The sequence below is a fragment of the Pseudomonas abieticivorans genome, from assembly GCF_023509015.1.
GTDB classification, from domain to species: domain Bacteria; phylum Pseudomonadota; class Gammaproteobacteria; order Pseudomonadales; family Pseudomonadaceae; genus Aquipseudomonas; species Aquipseudomonas abieticivorans.
Map to the genome: position 1 here is coordinate 373,399 of NZ_CP094975.1, position 20,026 is coordinate 393,424.

General features: G+C 57.6%; 19 protein-coding genes, 1 tRNA gene and 2 pseudogenes. 14 read left to right on the plus strand and 8 right to left on the minus strand.

Annotated elements, in window-relative coordinates; translation table 11 throughout:
* Positions 1-99 precede the first annotated feature (99 nt).
* Together L9B60_RS01635 and L9B60_RS01640 are read left to right on the plus strand one after the other, a co-directional pair.
* The gene (locus L9B60_RS01635; protein WP_249675512.1) at positions 100-1,290 is read left to right on the plus strand and encodes an MFS transporter; all 1,191 of its coding nucleotides are present in this window, start codon (positions 100-102) and stop codon (positions 1,288-1,290) included.
* A gap of 48 nt (positions 1,291-1,338) precedes the next feature.
* Positions 1,339-2,460, plus strand: coding sequence for an alkene reductase (locus tag L9B60_RS01640; protein ID WP_249675516.1), 1,122 nt, complete (start codon positions 1,339-1,341; stop codon positions 2,458-2,460).
* A gap of 143 nt (positions 2,461-2,603) precedes the next feature.
* On the opposite strand, the gene L9B60_RS01645 is transcribed toward L9B60_RS01640, so the two are convergent.
* Positions 2,604-3,095, minus strand: a complete 492-nt coding sequence (locus L9B60_RS01645) for a (R)-mandelonitrile lyase (protein WP_249675519.1) — start codon at positions 3,093-3,095, stop codon at positions 2,604-2,606.
* Positions 3,096-3,777: 682 nt separating this feature from the next.
* On the opposite strand from L9B60_RS01645, the gene L9B60_RS01650 reads away from it, so the two are divergent.
* The 5 genes from L9B60_RS01650 to L9B60_RS01670 all read left to right on the plus strand — a co-directional run bounded on the left by L9B60_RS01650 (position 3,778) and on the right by L9B60_RS01670 (position 8,945).
* The gene (locus L9B60_RS01650; RefSeq protein ID WP_249675521.1) at positions 3,778-4,980 is read left to right on the plus strand and encodes a multidrug effflux MFS transporter; all 1,203 of its coding nucleotides are present in this window, start codon (positions 3,778-3,780) and stop codon (positions 4,978-4,980) included.
* A gap of 31 nt (positions 4,981-5,011) precedes the next feature.
* Entirely contained in the window at positions 5,012-5,776 is a 765-nt protein-coding gene (locus tag L9B60_RS01655) for an SDR family NAD(P)-dependent oxidoreductase (RefSeq protein ID WP_249675523.1), read from the plus strand.
* A gap of 38 nt (positions 5,777-5,814) precedes the next feature.
* Positions 5,815-8,205 (plus strand): membrane-bound PQQ-dependent dehydrogenase, glucose/quinate/shikimate family, encoded by a 2,391-nt coding sequence (locus tag L9B60_RS01660; protein ID WP_249675525.1) that lies wholly within the window; start codon positions 5,815-5,817, stop codon positions 8,203-8,205.
* 156 nt (positions 8,206-8,361) lie between these two features.
* Positions 8,362-8,616 (plus strand): type II toxin-antitoxin system HicA family toxin, encoded by a 255-nt coding sequence (locus L9B60_RS01665; protein ID WP_249679636.1) that lies wholly within the window; start codon positions 8,362-8,364, stop codon positions 8,614-8,616.
* A 5-nt stretch (positions 8,617-8,621) separates the two neighbouring features.
* A complete protein-coding gene (locus L9B60_RS01670) occupies positions 8,622-8,945 on the plus strand; it encodes a type II toxin-antitoxin system HicB family antitoxin (protein WP_438866117.1) in 324 nt (107 codons plus the stop codon).
* A 210-nt stretch (positions 8,946-9,155) separates the two neighbouring features.
* Here L9B60_RS01670 and L9B60_RS01675 read toward each other — a convergent pair whose 3' ends face one another.
* From L9B60_RS01675 to L9B60_RS01690, 4 genes are all read right to left on the minus strand, one after another.
* On the minus strand, positions 9,156-9,518 hold the full coding sequence (locus L9B60_RS01675; protein WP_249675531.1) for a hypothetical protein: 363 nt from the start codon (positions 9,516-9,518) through the stop codon (positions 9,156-9,158).
* 432 nt (positions 9,519-9,950) lie between these two features.
* Positions 9,951-10,850 carry a LysR family transcriptional regulator gene (locus tag L9B60_RS01680; RefSeq protein WP_249675533.1) on the minus strand — a complete coding sequence of 300 codons (900 nt, stop codon included), beginning with the start codon at positions 10,848-10,850 and terminating at the stop codon, positions 9,951-9,953.
* Between the two features lie 751 nt (positions 10,851-11,601).
* On the minus strand, positions 11,602-12,723 hold the full coding sequence (locus L9B60_RS01685) for a hypothetical protein (protein ID WP_249675536.1): 1,122 nt from the start codon (positions 12,721-12,723) through the stop codon (positions 11,602-11,604).
* A 34-nt stretch (positions 12,724-12,757) separates the two neighbouring features.
* Positions 12,758-13,378 (minus strand): hypothetical protein, encoded by a 621-nt coding sequence (locus tag L9B60_RS01690; protein WP_249675537.1) that lies wholly within the window; start codon positions 13,376-13,378, stop codon positions 12,758-12,760.
* A 419-nt stretch (positions 13,379-13,797) separates the two neighbouring features.
* Between L9B60_RS01690 and L9B60_RS01695 the strand changes: the two are divergent.
* From L9B60_RS01695 to L9B60_RS01710, 4 genes and pseudogenes are all read left to right on the plus strand, one after another.
* Positions 13,798-15,780 (plus strand): annotated as a pseudogene (locus L9B60_RS01695) (DNA cytosine methyltransferase).
* A 276-nt stretch (positions 15,781-16,056) separates the two neighbouring features.
* Complete coding sequence (locus L9B60_RS01700; protein ID WP_249675539.1) at positions 16,057-16,278, plus strand: hypothetical protein; 222 nt, start codon at positions 16,057-16,059, stop codon at positions 16,276-16,278.
* 179 nt (positions 16,279-16,457) lie between these two features.
* Positions 16,458-16,778, plus strand: coding sequence for a hypothetical protein (locus tag L9B60_RS01705; RefSeq protein WP_438866049.1), 321 nt, complete (start codon positions 16,458-16,460; stop codon positions 16,776-16,778).
* The gene (locus L9B60_RS01710; RefSeq protein ID WP_249675543.1) at positions 16,775-17,161 is read left to right on the plus strand and encodes a DUF7694 domain-containing protein; all 387 of its coding nucleotides are present in this window, start codon (positions 16,775-16,777) and stop codon (positions 17,159-17,161) included. Before L9B60_RS01705 ends, L9B60_RS01710 begins: the two co-directional genes overlap by 4 nt.
* Before the next feature lie 53 nt (positions 17,162-17,214).
* Here the strand turns inward: L9B60_RS01710 and L9B60_RS01715 are convergent, their stop codons facing one another.
* Complete coding sequence (locus tag L9B60_RS01715; RefSeq protein ID WP_249675546.1) at positions 17,215-17,505, minus strand: excalibur calcium-binding domain-containing protein; 291 nt, start codon at positions 17,503-17,505, stop codon at positions 17,215-17,217.
* 118 nt (positions 17,506-17,623) lie between these two features.
* Here L9B60_RS01715 and L9B60_RS01720 point away from each other — a divergent pair, with 118 nt between their 5' ends.
* The 3 genes and pseudogenes from L9B60_RS01720 (at position 17,624) to L9B60_RS01730 (ending at position 19,310) form a co-directional block, all read left to right on the plus strand.
* Positions 17,624-17,947: a hypothetical protein gene (locus tag L9B60_RS01720; protein ID WP_249675547.1), complete on the plus strand. Its 324-nt coding sequence runs from the start codon at positions 17,624-17,626 to the stop codon at positions 17,945-17,947.
* A gap of 39 nt (positions 17,948-17,986) precedes the next feature.
* Positions 17,987-18,199: a hypothetical protein gene (locus L9B60_RS01725; RefSeq protein WP_249675549.1), complete on the plus strand. Its 213-nt coding sequence runs from the start codon at positions 17,987-17,989 to the stop codon at positions 18,197-18,199.
* Positions 18,199-19,310, plus strand: a pseudogene (locus L9B60_RS01730) (phage integrase Arm DNA-binding domain-containing protein). Before L9B60_RS01725 ends, L9B60_RS01730 begins: the two are co-directional and overlap by 1 nt.
* Here the strand turns inward: L9B60_RS01730 and L9B60_RS01735 are convergent.
* Together L9B60_RS01735 and L9B60_RS01740 are read right to left on the minus strand one after the other, a co-directional pair.
* Complete coding sequence (locus tag L9B60_RS01735) at positions 19,311-19,901, minus strand: hypothetical protein (RefSeq protein ID WP_249675552.1); 591 nt, start codon at positions 19,899-19,901, stop codon at positions 19,311-19,313.
* A gap of 29 nt (positions 19,902-19,930) precedes the next feature.
* A tRNA-Pro gene (locus L9B60_RS01740) sits at positions 19,931-20,007 on the minus strand.
* Between the last annotated feature and the right edge of the window lie 19 nt (positions 20,008-20,026).

The window sequence follows — 20,026 nt, forward strand, 5'->3', positions numbered from 1 at the left end:
AATTGATGAATTTAATTCCATTCACTTAGTAGAAACTAGCCAAGATAAAACATCATTTCTCCAATAGGCTATGCCAAAACCTGTTTGGAGTAAAAAAGTATGCAGCCCTCATCCACGGCAAGCGCCGCACTGGCCCCTGCTGACACCTCGCGTTCGGGGCTTTCGATTCTGATCATGGCGGTCGCGGCCTTTATTATCGTTACCACTGAATTCCTGATCGTCGGCCTGTTGCCGGCGCTGTCTCGCGAGCTGAACATCTCGATCGCGCTGGCCGGCCAGGTGGTTACCCTGTTCGCCTTCACGGTCATGCTGTTTGGGCCGGTACTCACCGCCAAGCTGGCGCATGTTGAACGCAAGAAGCTGTTCACCCTGATCCTGCTGGTGTTCGCTGCGTCGAACGTGCTGGCTGCGGTTTCCACCAACATCTGGGTACTCGCGCTGGCGCGCTTTATCCCAGCCCTGGCCTTGCCAGTGTTCTGGGGCACCTCCAGCGAGACCGCCGGGCAACTGGCCGGCCCTGGGCAAGCAGGCAAGGCTATCGGCCGGGTCTACCTGGGCATCACCGCCGCACTGGTGTTCGGCGTGCCGCTGGGCACCCTGGCGGCAGACTCGGTGGGCTGGCGCGGCAGCTTCTGGATTCTGGCAGGTATCTCCCTGCTCATCGCCGCGCTGATGCATCTGGTGATGCCAACGCTGCCGGTGTCGCCCAGCGCGCACCCTGAGCAGAAGCAAACCGCGATCCTGCGCCAACCGCGCTTCCTCGCCCACCTGCTGCTGTCGATCCTGACCTTCACCGCGCTGTTCACCGCCTACACCTACTTGGCCGATGTGCTCGAACGCCTGGCCGGCATCCCCGCTAGCCAAGTGGGCTGGTGGCTGATGGGCTTCGGTGCGATCGGCATGGTCGGCAACCACCTGGCCGGCACCCTAGTCGACCGCAAACCTTTGGTGGCCATGGTGGTGTTCCTGGTGCTGGCCGGTGCGGGCATGCTCGCCGCGGTGCCATTGGCGCCACACCACATCTGGCTGACCGTGGCGTTGATGGCCTGGGGTATCGGTTACACCGCGCTGTTCGTGGTCTGCCAGGTGCGGGTCATGCAGGCCGGTGCGCACGCACAGGCTTTGGCTGCGACCATGAACATTTCTGCGGCGAATGCCGGTATCGGCCTGGGCGCCATTATCGGCGGCATCGGTATCGGCCACTTCGGCATCGCCTCGATTGGCGTCATCGCTACCCTCATCGCAGCATTGGCTGTGATCGTCGCGCTACTGCTGATGCGTCGCCAGTAGGCCGCTGCCCTCACTGCCAATTTGATCCCCATCCATAGGAGAACTGCCTTGACCCTGTTCAACGAATTCAAACTCGGCAACACGATCCTCAGCAATCGCATCGTAATGGCGCCAATGACCCGCTCGCGCGCGCCCCAGGACATCGCCACCGAGCAGGTAGCGTTGCACTACGCTCAGCGGGCGACCGCCGGACTGATCGTATCGGAAGGCACACCAATCTCCCGCGAAGGTCAGGGCTACCTGTTCAACCCGGGCATCTACACGCCGGAGCAGATCAAGGGCTGGAAGCTGGTAACCGACTCGGTACGCAGCGTCGGCGGCCGAATGTTCGCTCAGATCTGGCACGTTGGCCGGGTATCCCACACCTCAATCCAGATCGACGGCAAAGCGCCGGTCAGCGCCACCAGCAAACAGGCCCAGGGCGCGGTCGCGTTCGGCTATGGCGAGGACGGTGAACCCGGCTTCGTGTCCACCTCCGTCCCGCGCCCGCTGACCACCGAGGAAGTTTCCCGGGTCATCGATGATTTCGCCCAGGCCGCGCAGAACGCGATTGATGCCGGTTTCGACGGCGTGGAAATCCATGGTGCCAACGGCTACCTGCTGGAGCAGTTTCTCAATCCCCTGGTCAATGACCGCACAGACCAATATGGCGCGGGCAATCTGCAGGACCGCCTGCGCTTTGTCTTCGATGTCGTCGATGCCGCCTGCGATCGAATCGGTGCCGACCGCATCGGTATTCGCATCTCACCCTACGGACAGCTGTTCGACATGCCGCTCTATCCAGAGATCGACGAAACTTATTCGGCGCTATGTGCAGGCATGCGCGAACGCGGCATCGCCTACGTACACGTCATGGACCAGACGCACTTCTTCATGGCTGGGGAAAGCTCAGCGGCGCAGGAGCAGGCCCTCCGTGAACTGCTCAAACACTGCAAGGCTGAACTGGGCAACACTGCGTTGATCCTCGCTGGCGACATGACCCGCGAACGCGCCGATGCGCTGCTGGAGGAAAACCTGATCGACTTAGCCGCGTTCGGCCAACCGTTCATTGGCAACCCAGACTTGGTCGCCAGGCTGAAGCAAGGCTGGCCGCTGACCACACCGGATCGTGACAGCTACTACGGAGGCGATGCGCGCGGCTACATCGACTACTCGCCTTACAGGGCTTGAACCGCTAGCCGGGGCGTCTGAGATCGAGATTGATCTGACCAACGTGGGAACAGCGGGCCCACGCGCTGCTGTTGCCACCGGATTCTGCGTGGCACAGGCAGCCAGCCGCAGCGATAGCGTTGCCATGGAAACCTTCGCGACCTTCATCGCGCGGCCTCGTATTGGGCCTCTGATACGGGCTCCATCCAGACGACGTTCTTACCGTCGAGCGACTCCTGGATAGCGATGTGCGTCATGCCGGTCGTGGCTGTTGCACCGTGCCAGTGCTTCACACCCGGCGGCGTCCAGATCACGTCACCTGCCTTGATCACGTGCTTCTCGCCGTTCTCCTGCTGGACCCAGCCAGTGCCTGCGGTGACCACCAGCGCCTGCCCCAATGGATGGGTATGCCAGACCGAGCGTGCCCCCGGCTGGAACGTCACCGCGCCGGCCGACACCTGCGAAGGCCCGTGTACCGCGAAAAGAGGATCGATACGTGCGCTGCCGGCAAAGTTGGCAGGAGCGCCCATGATCGATGCCTGCTCGCCATTTCTGACGATGTTCATGGCCTGCCCCGCTGCGAATTCTGCGGCGTTCGAGGAGGCTGATGCGACCAGGATCGTGGCCAGTAAAGAGGTTGCGGCGAAAGTTCGCATGTATCCGCTCCTGCGTGGAAGTTAACTCGAACCGACGTTAGATCAAGCCTCGCCTAAGTGACTACGGGGAAATGTCGACATGAAGCGATGAGCGCTACTCATCAATGGTTTCAGCCCAAGTGGCTTTGGCCTCCAGAGCCTCTGAACCGGCGCCTGACGGCACTCATGAGTAATGCTCATCTGATCATGCTGGTTTACCTCGGTACTCATCCGCAACGCATCTGGCTAATTTGAATGCCTGACGACATTCAATTCGCCACTCGCCACACGCTTGCTCAGGTGTAAGCGCCCCATACCGAGGTTCGGATGACTCCACACTTGCTCAGAAGCGCAGGACTCGCGTGCCTGCTCGGTACCGGCGTCGGTCAAGCGACAGCAGCCAATGCCGCAGATCAGGCCGCTGTGGCAGTCCCTACACAAGGAACAACCATGAACTGGGCTGCAAAAAGCGGGGGAAATCGTCGCCGCAGGAATGAACCGAGAGGTGAGCTTCCAGCCCGTGAGCGGCGCTATCAACGATCAGATCGACGCCGCATACCGGAAAAATACGCCTCCAGCAGCTACCTCGCACCAATGATCAGTGAACGCTCGCGGGCCGCAACGGTGCTCATCCTGCCTAAAGATTCGGGTCCGTGAGACACCGATGAGCGCACATCAATTGTCATCCGAAAAGAGCCAGGGCATGACCTCGACTGCACCCGTGGCAACCGAGAGCCACGGCCTGCGTATTCTGCTGATACTCAGCGCGCTGCTGGCATTCGCCTCGATCTCCACGGATCTGTATCTGCCCGCCATGCCGGTCATGGCTGACGCCTTGCACGCCGATGGCGGCACCCTCGAGTTGACGGTGAGCGGATATCTGGTTGGCTTCAGTGTGGGCCAATTGTTCTGGGGGCCACTGAGCGATCGTTTTGGCCGTAGACTTCCAGTGGCCCTGGGGCTGCTGCTGTTCATCATCGGTTCGGCGGGCTGCGCATTGGCCACTGACGGAACAGCCATTATTGCCTGGCGGATTGTTCAGGCGCTGGGCGCTTGCGCCAATGTCGTGCTGGCGCGGGCGATGGTGCGCGATCTCTATGAAGGGCGCCGCGCGGCACAGAAGATGTCGACCCTGATGACTATCATGGCCATTGCACCGCTGGCAGGTCCTACGGTGGGTGGGCAGATCCTGACCTTGGGATCCTGGCGCGCAATCTTCTGGACCTTGGTGGTCGTCGGGTTCGTTACCCTGGCCAGCTTGCTGCTGCTGCCTGAGACGCTACCGCGCGAGCGTCGTCATCCCAGTTCACTCGGCGCCGTCGTATTGCGCTACGGCGCCCTGCTCCGGCGCCCACGATTTCTGGCCTACGTGGCCACCGGCGGATTTTTCTACGCCGGCACCTTCGCCTACATTGCCGGTTCGCCGTTCGCCTACATCACCTATCACCACGTGGCACCTCAGCTATACGGCGCGCTGTTCGCGGCAGGCATCGTAGGCGTGATGGCAACCAACCAGATGAATGCACGGCTGCTCAATCGCCATGACAGCGACACGCTATTAACCGTCGGTGCACTGATCGCCGGCGGTGCCGGCCTGGTCATCGCAATCAACACCTGGGCCGACTTCGGCGGACTGCCGTTATTGGTCTTCGGCTGCTTTTTATTCGCCTCGTCCACGGGGTTCATCGTCGCCAACTCAGTGGCGGGGGCATTGAACTGCCTGCCTGAATTCAGCGGCTCGGCATCCGCACTCGCCGGCGGCTTGCAGTACGGCTCGGGCGTACTCGGATCTGCACTCGTAGCGATATACGCGGACGGCACCCCTTGGCCCATGGGTTGGGTAGTGGCCGTTTGCGGAGTCGGCTGCGTGCTCAGCGCGCTCTGGGTAAAACACTCAACTGATTAATTTTTGAAACGAGATAGAGAGGATTAAAGCCATGAGTTTTTCATTCGAGAATCAGGTAGCCCTGGTCACCGGCGCGGCGTCCGGTATTGGTCTGGCCACGGCCAAGGCCTTTGCGCAGGCGGGTGCGTCCGTGACGCTGGCAGATTTGTACGGGGACGCCGCCCGTACTGCTGCACAGGAGCTGGTTGACGCTGGCTATCCAGCCATCGGCATTCAATGCGACGTCGGCGACACGGAGCAGATTCAAGCAATGATCAAGGAAACCGTCGCTACTTTCGGTCGCCTGGACGCCGCATTCAACAATGCGGGTATTCAAAATGTCCTGGCCGAGATTGCTGACGCAACCATCGAAGATTTCGACCGGGTGATCTCGATCAACCTTCGCTCGGTCTGGAACTGCATGAAGTTTGAATTGCAGCACATGCGCGAGCAGGGCAGCGGCACCATCGTCAACTGCTCCTCGCTGGGTGGCTTGGTCGGCGGCGCGCAACGCGCCAACTACCATGCGGCCAAGCACGGGGTCATCGGCTTGACCAAAAGTGCCGCACTCGAATATGCGACGCGCAATATCCGCGTCAACGCCGTCTGCCCCGGGCTGATCTGGACGCCGATGGTCGATCAGATGGTCGCGGCTGGGCAGAAGGAAGCGATGGAAGGCATGGTCCAGGCCATCCCTATGGGGCGCCATGGTCGCCCTGAAGAAATCGCCGATGCTGTTCTTTGGTTGTGCAGCAATACCTCCAGCTATGTCACCGGCCAATCGATCTCTGTCGACGGCGGTTTTGTGATGCGCTAAGCCCACCACCATAAAAACAACGAGGGAGAATAGAACCTATGGAGCAAGCCAATCCATCCAGAGCCGCCAAGGTGCTGGCCATCGCCTTGGGCCTGGTCGTCACGCTGGTGGGCGTGTTCATGCTGGTGGGCGGCAGCTACCTCATTAGCCTGGGCGGCTCCTGGTACTTTGCCGTTGCCGGCCTGGCGCTGACCGCCGCAGGGGCGCTGATCGCGCGCCGGCGCCCCGCCGGAGTAGCGCTCTACCTGCTGGCGTTCGTGGCCACTATCGCTTGGTCGCTCTGGGACGTAGGGTTCGCGTTCTGGCCATTGTTCTCGCGGCTGTTTGCACTCGGCGTCCTCGCGTTGGCGACGCTGCTGATACTGCCCGTGCTCACCGGTGGCGCACGTGGGCCTGTCGCTCGCTTGGCCTATACGGCGGCTGCCGTAGTTGCAGTAGGGCTTGCAGCCACCGTCTACTCGACCTTCCAACCCCAGCCGATTGAAACCGCAGAGGGCGCATCGGCGCCTGTGCCGGGCCAGGCAGTAGGAGCAGTAGCGGGCGGCGACTGGCGCGCATTCGGACGCACACCTTCGGGGACACGGCACGCCCTGGCGGACAAGATCACGCCGGACAACGTGGCCGGGTTGAAGGTCGCGTGGACCTATAGGACCGGCGAGGTCCCCAGTGCCAACAAACAAGGGCACGTGGTGACCCCGCTGAACATCAACGGGACCTTGTATGGCTGCACCCAATCGAGCCAGCTGTTCGCATTGGATGCCGATACGGGCAAGGAACTGTGGCACTTCGATTCACACTCGAAAACCAACAATGTCTACCCGCGCTGCCGCGGTGTGGGCTACTACGATGCGACGGACAACGCTGCTGCGCAAACCGCCAACCCGGACGCCGGTGCGCCAGCGGCCGCCTGTACCCGTCGTATCATTGCGACCACCGTCGACGCGCGCTTGATTGCCGTCGACGCAGCCACGGGTAAAGCCTGCAGCGACTTCGGCGACAATGGCAGTGTCAACCTGCACGCGGGCATGGGCAAAGACAACCAGGACCTCTACTTCCCTACCGCCGCACCCACCGTGGTCCGCGACCTGGTGGTGATGGGTGGCCTGGTGTGGGACAACCAGAAAACCGGTGAACCTTCAGGCGTGGTCCGTGCCTTCGATGTGCGCACCGGCGCCCTCGCCTGGGCCTGGGACCTGGGCAACCCGGCGACCACCAAACTGCCCCCTGAAGGCGAAAGCTACACGCCTGGCACGCCGAACGTCTGGTCCACCCCTGCGTTCGACGACCAGCTGGGGCTGATCTACCTGCCCACTGGCAACGCCACACCGGACTTCTGGGGCGGCCATCGTTCAGAAGCGGACGATAAGTATTCCTCGTCCATCGTCGCCCTGGACATTGCCACGGGCCGCGAGCGCTGGCATTTCCAGACGGTGCATCATGACCTTTGGGATTACGACGTACCCTCGCAACCGGCGCTGTACGACGTATCCGATGGGCACGGAGGGACGATTCCCGCGCTGATCCAGACCACCAAGCGTGGCCAGATATTCATGTTGGACCGCCGCACAGGCATGCCCATCGCCGATGTTCAGGAACGCGCGGTGCCCCAAGGTGGGGTGGCCGACGATCGCCATGCACCGACCCAACCGTACTCCGTTGGTATGCCGTCGATCGGTACCGAGCCACTCAGCGAAAAACGGATGTGGGGCCTGACGCCGCTCGATCAATTGATCTGCCGGATCGATTTCAAGAAGGCGCGTTACGAGGGTGAGTTCACTCCGCCGAGCGAGCGTTTGACGATCCAGTACCCGAGTTGGCTGGGCGGCATGAACTGGGGTTCGGTGTCCATCGCTGAAAACCTGGGCTACATGATCGTCAACGATACCCGCGTACCGATCTGGAATCGGATGATCCCCCGCGCTGCATACGACGCGAAAAAACTAGCGGGTGGCGGCCATGAAGGCAATGCTCCGCAGGACGGCACGCCATGGGGTATCGAGCAAGGGCGCTTCCTCTCCCCTATAGGTGTGCCCTGCCAGGAGCCACCCTATGGCACCCTGAGCGCAATCGATCTGGCGACACGTAAAGTCGTCTGGTCCACGCCACTGGGCACCACGGAAGAAACCGGCCCGCTCGGCATTGCCACCCACCTGCCGATCCCGATCGGAATGCCCACGCGTGGCGGACCGGTGACCACCTCCGCCGGGCTGGTGTTCATCGCCGGGACGCAGGATTTCAATATCCGAGCCTTCGATGTGCGTACTGGGCGCCAGCTATGGAAAGGTGAACTGCCGGTCGGCGCAGAGGCAACGCCCATGATGTATGTCTCGCCACGCAGCGGTCGGCAGTTCCTGGTCATCAGTGCTGGCGGCAATTCGGCGACCACGCAGAAGGGTGACTACATCATTGCGTTCGCACTTCCTCAGTAAGTGAAAAGAGCGTTGTCAGGGGCATCAGCAATGGTGCCCCTGATTTTTGCGTTGAATGAAGGCATCGCCGCAGGCTCGCAACCCTCTTGGCTTGCGGCGCCGAAGCCCTTGACGTTTCCTATTGCTCAAATTCTAGTGATACCATAAACCAATACCATTAACAGCAAACAGACCAGCACCCTTAAGTCTATTTTTGAGAAGCCCGTCCCCAATACGCTGGAGTGGGCGCGTATCGAATCACTGTTCATGGCCGTCGGGGCCAAGACGACCGAGGGCAACGGCTCGCGGGTTCGCTTCGAACTGAATGGAGTAGTCGGCACCTTTCACCGACCTCATCCTGACAAGGAAGCCAAGCCGTATCAGGTTCGAGATGCGCGATCCTTTCTAGAGCAAGCAGGAGTTACGCCTTGAGCGCAATGAATTACAAAGGCTATGCAGCCCGAATCGAATACAGCGAAGAAGACGGCCTGTTTGTTGGTCACATCGCAGGCATTCGTGACGTGGTTGGATTTCACGGCGAATCCGTGCAAGAGCTTCGCACTGCATTTTACGAGGCGGTCGACGATTACTTGAGCGCCTGCGAGAAGTTTGGCCGTGCCCCACAAAAGCCCTACTCCGGGAAGCTCAGCTTGCGCCTTGAGCCTGAGTTGCACGCCACTGTCGCCCTTAAAGCAGAGCTGTCACATAAGAGCATCAACCAGTGGGTTTCCGATGCGCTGAATCAAGCGGTGCACGGCTGATAGTCAGATGCAAGAAGCCCAGCGCGGTGGCTGGGCTCTCTCGATCAGGAACAGGTGCCGCCTTTGTGGTGTGATCCGGTGCCACCTGAAGGATGCGTGCCCTTAGGGCATGCCGATGCGGATACAGATACGATCGACAGCAGCGCGACAAGCCCAGCAATTGCAATTCTTTTCATGACGCCTCCTTGCACTGCGCAATGCAGTGAAAGGCTATCGGCGCGCACGAGCTGGCCTTGAATCAAAAAGCCAGCGCGGGGCTGGGCTATCGACAGAGCGAAACTTGAAAAAAACGAGCAGAAGGCCATCATTCAGCGCATCAAGCAGCGGTGGAGCCGCCAGCAGTTTGGCGAACGCACGGCAGACAAGAAGCAGATCAACGTTATGCTGTCGACAACCGTAATCATGCTCCTTGATGAACTGGTCAAAAAGCACGACCTGAAGCGTGGCTCGCTCTTGGCGCGACTGATTACAATTGAGTCTGAGCGAGGCAGGATAGATCGCGTGTAGCGGCGTCAGCGTGAGCGCTCCAGCGGCATTTTGAACTGGCAGATTGAAGCTACCAGTAAACTTCACCGCCGACGACCATCCCAGGATGCTGTCGATGAGGAGGGGGTAGCAAGTCTCAATTCACTACCAATTCACTACCAAAATGGTAAAAATCGCAGACATGAAAAAGCCCAACCTTTTCAGATTGGGCTAAGTCATTGAGTAATATGGTCGGGACGGAGTGATTCGAACACTCGACCCCTAGCACCCCATGCTGCGGGCACTACATCCGTAACCATCTGTTATATAAAGGCTTTATACAACCCCCCACCACAAAAATCGGCGTTTTATACGCTTTTGCAAACGGCACTAAGCGGCCTGTAGCCTGGCTTTTGCGCAAGCAGACGGCGCGGAACACGGGATTTTAAGCCCCCGTACTAGCTAGCTTTTTTCGTAAGCGTCTGCCGAACACATCTTGCACCAGCCCGTTTGAGTGCGGAGTCAGCATACGAACGAAGGTTAGTGTGCTGTGAACCAGCTGGGGTGTAGCACAGGAAAATGTTCCTTCAGCCAATCCACAAATGCGTCGACCTGAGGCGCAAGATGCGTTCTGCTTGGATAAAGCACGGAAACCAGGCGGGGCTTTGGACGAAATGCCCTGAGCACTTCAACCAGTTCTCCGCTTGCGAGGAATGTCTCAATGGTAATTCCAGGAGCTTGAACAATGCCGAAGCCTGCAACACCGCATTGAACGTAGGCATTCGACTCATTCACGGTGATTCCACCATGAGGCGTATGTGGACGATCTTCGCCGTCTACCGAGAAGTGCCAAGGCAGCGGTCTGTTATTTTGACCGGAAAGGAAGCTGACACATCGGTGGTCTACTAGATCTTGTAGGGTTATGGGTGCCCCGCAGGCTTGGAGATAACCTGGAGACGCACAGGTGACCATGGTGGCGGTGCCAATTTCTCTAGCCACCATGCTTGAATCCGGGAGGTCACCAATTCGCAATACACAGTCGATGCCCTCGGCTACGAGATCTACCGTACGGTCGGTCACGCCTAGCGCAAGCTCGATTTCGGGAAATGCCTCGGTAAATCTCCTAAGGCTTCCCATGAAGCTGTGCTGGGAAAATGCAGTGGGGATGTCAATTCGAAGCCGTCCTCGCAACGTCGATCCACTACGGTCGAACATGGAGGTGGTTTCTGCGATGGTTGCCAAAATCTCTTTGACGCGTTCGTAAAACCGCTCGCCCTCAGCAGTCAGTTTTACTTTACGCGTAGTGCGTTGGAACAGACGGACACCTAGCAAGGCTTCCAAATCCTGAATGGTGCGTGTGACGTGCGGGCGTCCGGCCTGCATTGCCTCAGCGACTTTGGTGAAGCTCCCCAACTCCGCTAGCTTGGCGAATACTTGCATCGACTGTAGAAGCTCCATAAGTCTCTTCTCGGGAAGCATGTTAGCTGGATGATTATTGCTGATCAGGATAACAATCCTGTTGGTTTCTGCACATTTATCTAGAGCCGCGAAACCTCAACAATGTCCTCAGCGTAAACAGGGGAGCTTTCCTCCCCTGCACATTCAAAATTGTTGGAGTGGGCCTTAAAGGACTTGGAATAGGAACGGCGTTCTTGTGGCATGGGCGTCCGCTTAAAAAGGCTAAAAATGGTGTCCACTTAAATTTAGGTGGACACCATCGCCTTAAGCGATGGCATCAGAAAGGTGTGTTGCCCGGACGGTTACCTTTTTTCTCTGCCTTGAGCATCTTTTCTGGGCCGCAATTACTGCATTTTTGCAGTGCTTTGCACCAATGGCTTCAGCTATACCCATATCATTGCGGACCGATTTCTAAAGGGATTCAGGCCCTCTCCTTACTTCACCAACTCCATCGGGCAATTGGCTGTTATGCCGGCTTTGCATAACATGCCCATATCTAACGGCGTCCTGCCGACCGTAAGCGTCTTGCGAAGTCATCTCGACGAAGGAAAATCACGCATTTTGTAGTGACGGCCAGAAACCTTACCAACAGATCGACAGCAGCCTTTAGGCTACTGGCGATCTAGGGTGGCATGCGCGCACGGTAGTGGTCATTAACGCACCCGCGCTGCGCCGGCACTTGTAGTCAGCAAATTGGAAAGGCCACTACTTCCGTATTGTGGTTCGCCTGTTGTTACAGGTGTTTTCCGTAGCAAACTGAATCCATTGTATAGTTCAGTTTTTGCTCCTTAAGCCGATCCTTGTACCACGCCAGCCAATTTTTACTCACCAGACACCCCTTCTCAACATAAACCTCGGTGCAAGACTCATTGGCACTGTCGCAGAAAGAACCATTCGTGGCGACCCCCAAACATTGACCTCTATTTTTTCCAATATTAACGCTGCGTGTCGAGATGATTAGCTCTTCCATGTTCTCTGCTTGCTGAGGACATAAGAAGTCTTGGTGTTTATGTTCGCCAGCCCAGTGAGCTATTGATTTGTAAAGCGTACCGTCCAGTATTTTGATTGTTTTTTCAGGCTCGTCCGACGTAACTGGCTTCACGGGCGGATTGAACTCAGGAAAGGCGTAGTGGAATGGCGATAAGGTGTTTCTGAAATTGATGGTCGCTTGATTGTAGTACTTGTCTGATGCAGCTATTAATTTGTTTGAAACGGGTTTGCGTGTGCAGTCAAGACTGATCGATTGCCCGCCGTTGAATTTTATGACTGTTTTTGAATCAACTCGTTGATAGATTTTATCTCCGAAGGCTCCAGAGCAACTGACTGAGTCTTTGTTTGCGGAATTGATTACCACTCCTTGAAAAATGGCCCTTTCCGTTAGATTTTTCATGGTCACCGCAACGTGCTCCATCGACAGCGACTCGACCGTGATTCTCAAGTCCTTGTTTTTCGCGGCCATGCAACTGCCCCAAGTTTCCACGGCAGGGGAAAATATCGTTCTTTCTATCCTCGCTGAAAAGGCAGTTCTTGAAGCATAACTTCTGTTTTCTTCACACCACTTTGTCACTTGCGATGATTGCTCAGAAGCCCCCCAGTTAATACCGATTGGTATTTCCTCAACAACTGCCTGTACACCAAAGCTACTGGATCCTGATTTTCGCGTGTCGGCCTGGTTGCACATCAGGTGATAGGCGAAGCTTTTTTGGTCTTCGATATCATACTTCTGAATGTAGTTCACAGACGCTTGCTTTAGTACGGCGTCGCACTCATCGGCGACGGCTGACTGAGAAACGATTAAGAGTATTATTACAGTTATGAAAAATTGACTCTTCATTGCCAATTTGAATAGCGACATCTCAGCATCTCCTGCATTGGTGGGTACTGGAGTACTAGCTTGCCTCAAGAAAATTGCAAGAAATGACGGACAACTTATTGGCCAAGTGATTTTTGACTGCATTTAATAGGCCGATACTGAGAATATGTAAGGTGCAATACACCTTTGAGATCGCGCGATGGTTGTTGGCTCTCAACTGGTACGCGTGGACTTTGATCCAAAGCTCATGTTGGAGATGAAAGATTGGATCGAAGCGAGATTTCAACTCCTTATCCCAAACTGCTTCGCTTTCCAACAGTGAGGTGCTGATGCGTGCCCGCACCTCGCCAATCGGCGCAAAGCGACTCTGATAGGCGCGCACTGTGCTTCTGTACCTTTTCTGCTGAAAGTTCAGGTCCTGGTCCTCATCTTCGCCAGTGGCGCCCTCATTTCCTAGCATCACTGGATTGCGAACGTGGCTGATGCCATCTCGTAACCGGTAGAGATCTATGAGCCGCCGCCTTGAGAGGTCGTGATCTGCCGTTCCTTTGTTCTGCCTGCGCCATGTCGCTAGACCGGAGAAACCTACCCATCCCGCCACTCCTACGCCCACCGAGCTCACCACTGTACCAATCACGCTGAACACATCCTTTGTAAGCGCCCAGTCCGCGTCAGTGATCGCAAAACAGATCGACATCCCTATTCCCTCTTAAATTCGCGCCTTAATATAACGCCGAGGCGTTCCATGTGAAGTTGGCCGGAGCTCCCAGGGCCCGGGATCAGATGCAGCTCTTCCATATCGACAAATGCGGCTCCGGCTACTGTGGTGGCTAGCAGATCAGCTTGACTTCACTCTCACACGTGCGACCAATTATAGGAATCTTTCTGTCTGGTCTCGCATATCAGGCAAGTGACATACAAGCCGGTGTCGACCAATATGCCCTGCGATTCCCATGGGCTCTGAGATACCAGGCCATGCATTGATCGACCTCCGCACTTTCTGGATTTACAAGAGTAATAAGCCAGCTGCTCAGGTTTGTATTTCGCTGCATATTTCGGCAAAGCCATAACTACCACCTCCATATTTTCACCGGACTATACCGGCGAGGACTTCTCATGTCTGCACATCAGAAGAAACATCCGCTCGACTTCAAAACTCAGTACGGCTTGGCCTTCGACCCGCAAGACGATGAGATCGTGGTCGACTTCTTCTGCGGTGGTGGCGGTGCCGGTACCGGACTGGAGATGGGCCTAGGGCGCGCGGTGGCCGTCGCGAAGAACCACAGCGCCGCGGCGATAAGCATGCACATCGCCAACCACCCGGCGGCGCGTCACTTCACCACTGACGTGTTCGAGGTGACCCCGACGTGGAATGCGGCGGCCGCGTCGTGGGCTGGTTTCACATGTCGCCCGACTGCACCCATCACAGCCAGGCCGCCGGCGGCCAACCGCGCAAGCGCGAGATCCGCAACTTGTCGTGGATCGGTCTAAAGTGGGGCGGCAAGAAGAAGCCCCGGGTGATCAGCCTAGAAAACGTGAAACAGATACTTCAATGGGGCCCGTTGATCGCCAAGCGCGACAAGGCAACCGGGCGGGTGATGAAGCTGGGCGGCCAGTTCGCCGCCCCGGGCGAAATCGTGCCAGTCGGCCAGCAGTTCTTGGTGCCGGACCCGAAGCGCCGCAGCACTCCCTGGCGCCGTTTCGTTGCTCTGCTCGAAGGCATGGGCTACGCGGTGGAGTGGCGCGTTATCAAGGCCTGTGACTTCGGCGCGCCAACCAGCCGCGAGCGCCTGTTCATGATCGCCCGGTGCGATGGCCAGCCCATCGTATGGCCCGAAGCGACCCACGCCCGCCAGCCCGCCAAGGGCCAGCAGAAGTGGCGCACTGCAGCTGACTGCATCGACTGGACCGTGCCAAGCAAAAGCATCTTCGGCCGTAAGAAGGACTTGGCCCCGGCCACCCTTAGGCGCGTAGCCAAGGGCATGAAGAAGTTCGTGATCGACAGCGCCAGCCCCTTCATCGTGCCTATTGCGAACTGGACTGGGCGAGCTGGCCCAATCGGCGCATGAGCCTCTGCGCACGGTAACGGCCTGGCCACGCGGCGGTTCCTTCGCCATGGCAAGCCCAGTCATCGCCCCGGCCACACACCAGGGCAGCGACCGGGTGAACGATCCAGGCGAACTATTGCCTACCGTAACCTGCGCCAACTGCGGCGAGCTGACGCTGATCAGCCCAGTAATGGTGGGAGCCGGCGGGCCGCAGTACGCCGGCAAGCCTGTAGCTGCCGACCAGCCAGTCGGAACACTTATGACTCAGAGCCACCGAGCGCTAGCCGCTGCGCACCTGGTCAAATTTAGGTTCAATGATGCCGGCAAGGCCTTAGATGAGCCGATGTCTACCATCACCAGTGGCGGCAACTACCAGCGCCCGGCCGGTGCCGCTCACGCGATGGGTATTTGCACCGCCTACATGGCGCAAATGAACGGTGGCTTCAACACCACCGACGCCAAGCCCATGGACGACCCGATAACAACGGTGACCAACACGGGCAGCCAGCAGCAGTTGGTGAGCGCCAGCCTGGCCACGCTGCACAAGAACTGCATCGGGCGCCCCATGGATGAACCTGTGCCAACGATGACCGCCGGCGCCGAGCACCACGCCCTGGTCGAGTACACGCTGTCACCCGAGCACGAGGAGGGCGCCCTGCGCGTTGCCGCATTCCTAGTCAGCTACTACGGCACCGAGAACACCAGCGGCTGTAATCAGCCCGCGCCGACAGTGACCACCAAGGACCGCTTGGCCCTGGTCACCGTGCACATCAAGGGCACGCCCTACGTCATTGTCGATATCTGCCTACGGATGCTGCAGCCCCATGAGCTCTACAAGGCACAGGGCTTCCCCGCCAGCTACCAGATCGACAAGGGCGCCGACGGCCGGAAGTTCACGAAGACCGAGCAGGTGCACATGTGCGGTAACAGCGTCAGCCCACCGCCGATGGCTGCGCTGGCCAGGGCCAACGATCCATGGCGAACCTTAGTGAATCAGTCGGAAGCTCGGAAGCTGCATAGATCGGAAGTAATAAAAAGTAGATCACGCTGAATTGCCAATCTCTAGCCGCCCGGTAGTGATTAACAACGCATACCGCTTTCCGAAATGCTTAACCCTTTCATCTAAAAAACCGGAACTATTATAACGCAATAAAATTAAACCTATTTCTTTTTCAACTTTTATCCTTACGAGAAAAAGCTACTATTCATGTGCTTCTTGCAAGTCGGGTTTGGAAAATCAACCCGACCCGCCAACTAGCAGAAGTACGCAATACTGAAAACTGGCAAAGCAAACTTCAGACAAAAAACAAATTAAAGGAGAGCAAATATGAGTACCTCTGCAGAGATTTACGAACAAGACATAGAGCGCGCCGGCACTATAGCACCTGCTGGCACTGGCACAAATGTTGTCTGCCAAAACAAAGCAAAGATTTTCGCCTTGCTGGATGAGGCAGCCGCCTTAGCACCCGTACCTGCAAATTTTTTAATTATTGGGGCAAAGCTTGGCTTTAACGTATGGTGCGACAAGCATTGCAAGAATCTAATCTAAGCTAAAAGCTAACCCCCCACAAAAAAAATGGCCATCACCATAAGTGCATAGCTATTTTTTTCGAAACAACTAACCACCATTAAAAAACAACGCGACCGCTACCCTCCTAACTTCATAAAAGCTGCTCAATCCAGCTATATTTAAGTCATCCGCTGTAGCGGTGTGGCGAGGTATTGCCCATGGAAACGATAAACCTGATCCAGGCCGTCCCGGTCGTTCGCGATGAATACGGCATGTTCTGGCACCCAGACCTTCCAGGGTTTGAAGAGGGCGAGGAAGAAGAGCGCAAACAGTGGCTCGCACACCAAGGCCTGGAGGTTAAAACAGCCCGCCCCGAATACTCCGAAGACGCGATCGCCGATCGCTACTTTGAGTCGCATGACCCGGATTGCAGCTACTGGGATCCGGCCAAACCGGATGGTGATGGTTGGTTCATCCTCTCGATCTGCGATACGGACGATGGCCTTGTGTGCTGGTGGGCCCGGCGGGTGACGCCATGACCAGCCGAATCCAGCGCCGCCTGCTTGAAAAAGAGAATGCTCGCCAGCCCAGCGCGCTGGTGAAGGTCCACCGTCACGAATGGCCCGGATTCCAGCCGCCGACCATCATTGAGGTTTGGCGCGCCCGCAGCTTCCTGGTCCAGATCCATACGGAGACCGAAGGCTACGAGCGCATGAGCGTCAGCCGCACCACGTACAACGGGGATAGCTGGGTCGACCAGTTGACCTGGGACGAGCTAATGCAGCTCAAGCGCGAGTGCGGCCGCGGCGACCGGGATGCCTTCGAGGTGTACCCGGCCGACCGCGACATCGTGAATGTCGCGAACATGCGCCACCTCTTCTTCCCGCCTGGGCGCCAGACGTTCAAGTGGTGTCGGCCCTAGAGACCGAGCCTCATATACGAATCAATCTCTACTGCCTGCGGGGGTTCGGCGTATCACCGACACCACTGCGTTTCGCAAGGAATGCCGTCGTTGTCGCCATCCATTTTCATACCTGGGCAGTTACGAAGAAAAGCTTTAGCTTCGGCGCATGAAGTCATCTGAGAGCAGTACTGCCGCCCATCACAACTGAACGGAGCGCTGTCAGCAGGAGGGATTGCAGACGACACCGAAATGGATTCTTGAACAGGTTGAACCGATTGCCTTGCACTCAGCCACTCCTCGACGTGAGGGAAAAACTTCCATGCTACAGCGGCTGCTACAAGCAGCCAGATCACAGTCTTCATACCCTTCTTCCTTGATCAATAAATCCTGACCGAGCATTTTCGGCCGTCACGGGCCTCAACGCAACGTTCCGACCAATCATCCATCTAGCCTGCCGGGGTTCGGCGGGAAGGAATCGTTATGACCAAAGAACAGCTTGCCGCCCTGCCGGCACAGATCAAGACCGCGGCCCAGGCCGGCCTGGATGCGGCGGCTGCCTGCCCCAATGACGGCGGCAGCGCCAACCTCGACCGGGTCGTCATCCGCATGCGAGATATGCGCGAGTCCGCGGTGATCGGCCTGCCGGGCTACCTGACGAAAGCCAGTACCAGGCACCCGCGCGGGCTGCACCTCGACACCCCATTCCCCGGCCAAGGCAATCAGCGCGCCGCCGGCGTACGCGCCATGCACAAGTCACTGCAGGACCAGGGCGTGGACTGCTACGTCTACTACCAAGTCGATTAATCCCTTCCGCCGCCATAGGGCGGCCACCCAGAGGTATCCATGAAGCGAGAACTGATCAAGATCAGCGAGTTCCGCCGGCGGCGCTGGGGCCCAAATGGCACCCCGCAGTGCTCGCAAGCCATCCGCAACCACATCCGTAACGGCCTGATCCCAGGCGAACAAATCGGCAAGCTCTGGTACGTTGACTGGGCGGCCTTCACGAAATCTGACGGTAACGACCTGGTCGCGATGGTATTGAAAGGAGCCGCGTAATGGCGCCGCGCCCACGCAACAAATCAAATCGGGGCCTTCCCCAGAACCTGTACGTCGATGAGCGCCGGGGCACTTACCGGTACCGGCGCCCCACGGATGGCAAGTGGTTCCAGTTTTGCACTGACCGGCTCAAGGCTATAGATGCCGCGAAGCAGCTGAACCTGGCGTTCCTCAAGGGTGCCGACCTGGTCGGTGCCGTACTGGGCGAGACTTCCGACCTGTTTACGGCCTTCCTAGACCTTTACGAATCCAAGATCCTACCCGAGCGCGAGCTGGCGAAGGGCACCTTGGGGCTGTACGCCGTACACTTCCGGCGCTTCCGTAAGGCGTTCGAGGGCAAGGCCGTGGACCAGATCACCATTCGGATGGTCGCGGAGATGCTGGACTCACTGACGCCGCGCACGGCAAACCAATGCCGGGCGCTGCTGATCGATATCTTCAATCACGCGGCGTCAAAGGGGTTGTGCCCGGACAACCCTGCGGCGAGCACCATCAACCGCATCGAGATAAAGACACGAAAGCGCCACACCGTCGAAGGGCTGAAGGCTATCCGCGAGAAGTCGCCGATTTGGCTGCAGAACGCAATCGACTTCGCCCTTATCACCGCCCAGCGACGAACCGATATCCTCGCCATGAAATTCGAGGACCAGCGCGACGGTTACCTCTATGTCGTCCAGCAGAAGACGGCAAAAGCCAGCGATGCCGCCTGGGTCAGATTCAAGGTAACAGACGAACTTCAGCGGGTGATCAGCAGGTGCCGCGACAATGTCGTGTCACCGTTCCTGATTCACCGCCGGCCGGAGCGGAAAAAGCAGAAGCAGGCCGAAACGAAAGAGCACTGGACCAAGATTGAGGAGCGGTATTTGACCAGAGCATTCAAGGAGGCCAGAGAGGCGGCGGACTGTTACAAGGCCTGGAAGGAAGAAGAGATGCCGGGCTCGAAGTCAGGGCGCTTTCGCTATTCCTGTATAAGAAAGCCGGAAAAGACGGGCAGAAGATCGCCGGGCACGCCAGCGAGGAGATGACGAAAAACTATCTGAAGGATCACGCGAATGTAATCTGGTCAGACGCTGTGCCTGATCTAGATATCAGTGAAGGCAGAGGTTCATAGCTACTTCCTGGGGATATGCCGAAAGTCTTCGCCATTTTTGTGCGTAACACCCACCTGCAGGATGAGGCTAAACGCACCCAAGACGTATGTGAGGCATCCCGCGAACTCCAAGGAAGAGGTGTTCCCCTCCCCCCGCAGCCTGATGGCTTCAATGATGCTGGCCTTGTGACTTTCTAGTTTGGAGGAGTCCGGATCAAGCGCATGGGCCATCATGTTGCGGATTCGATTGATCTTTTCGCAGACTGACCACAGTTCCGCCATGCTTCCGAGCTTTATGTCCGCCGGATACAAGGCTCGGGATAGGTCCAAAATCTGCGCAAATGTAAAACGCGAGTCTTTCAAAAACTGGGACTGGGGAACCATCTCTGAGCAAAAATCGCGAAGCATCTCTTCAAGCAATAAGTGGCATTTTAAGATGAGCGTTATGTCATCCATCTGTGACGAAAAGTGCTTTTCGAATCGCTCGTCGTGCTTTTCGCTGAACTCCACGTTGACCATGCAGCCCTCCGGTAGGACGAAGTTTTCCCGTTCGTTTTGCGCCAGTTTTGCGCGGGTTTTGCGCAAGCCAGAAACGACAAAGGGGATCAGCACCGTAAGTGACTGATCCCCTTATCAAAATATGGTCGGGACGGAGTGATTCGAACACTCGACCCCTAGCACCCCATGCTAGTGCGCTACCGGACTGCGCTACGCCCCGACTAGGCGTGTAACTTGCT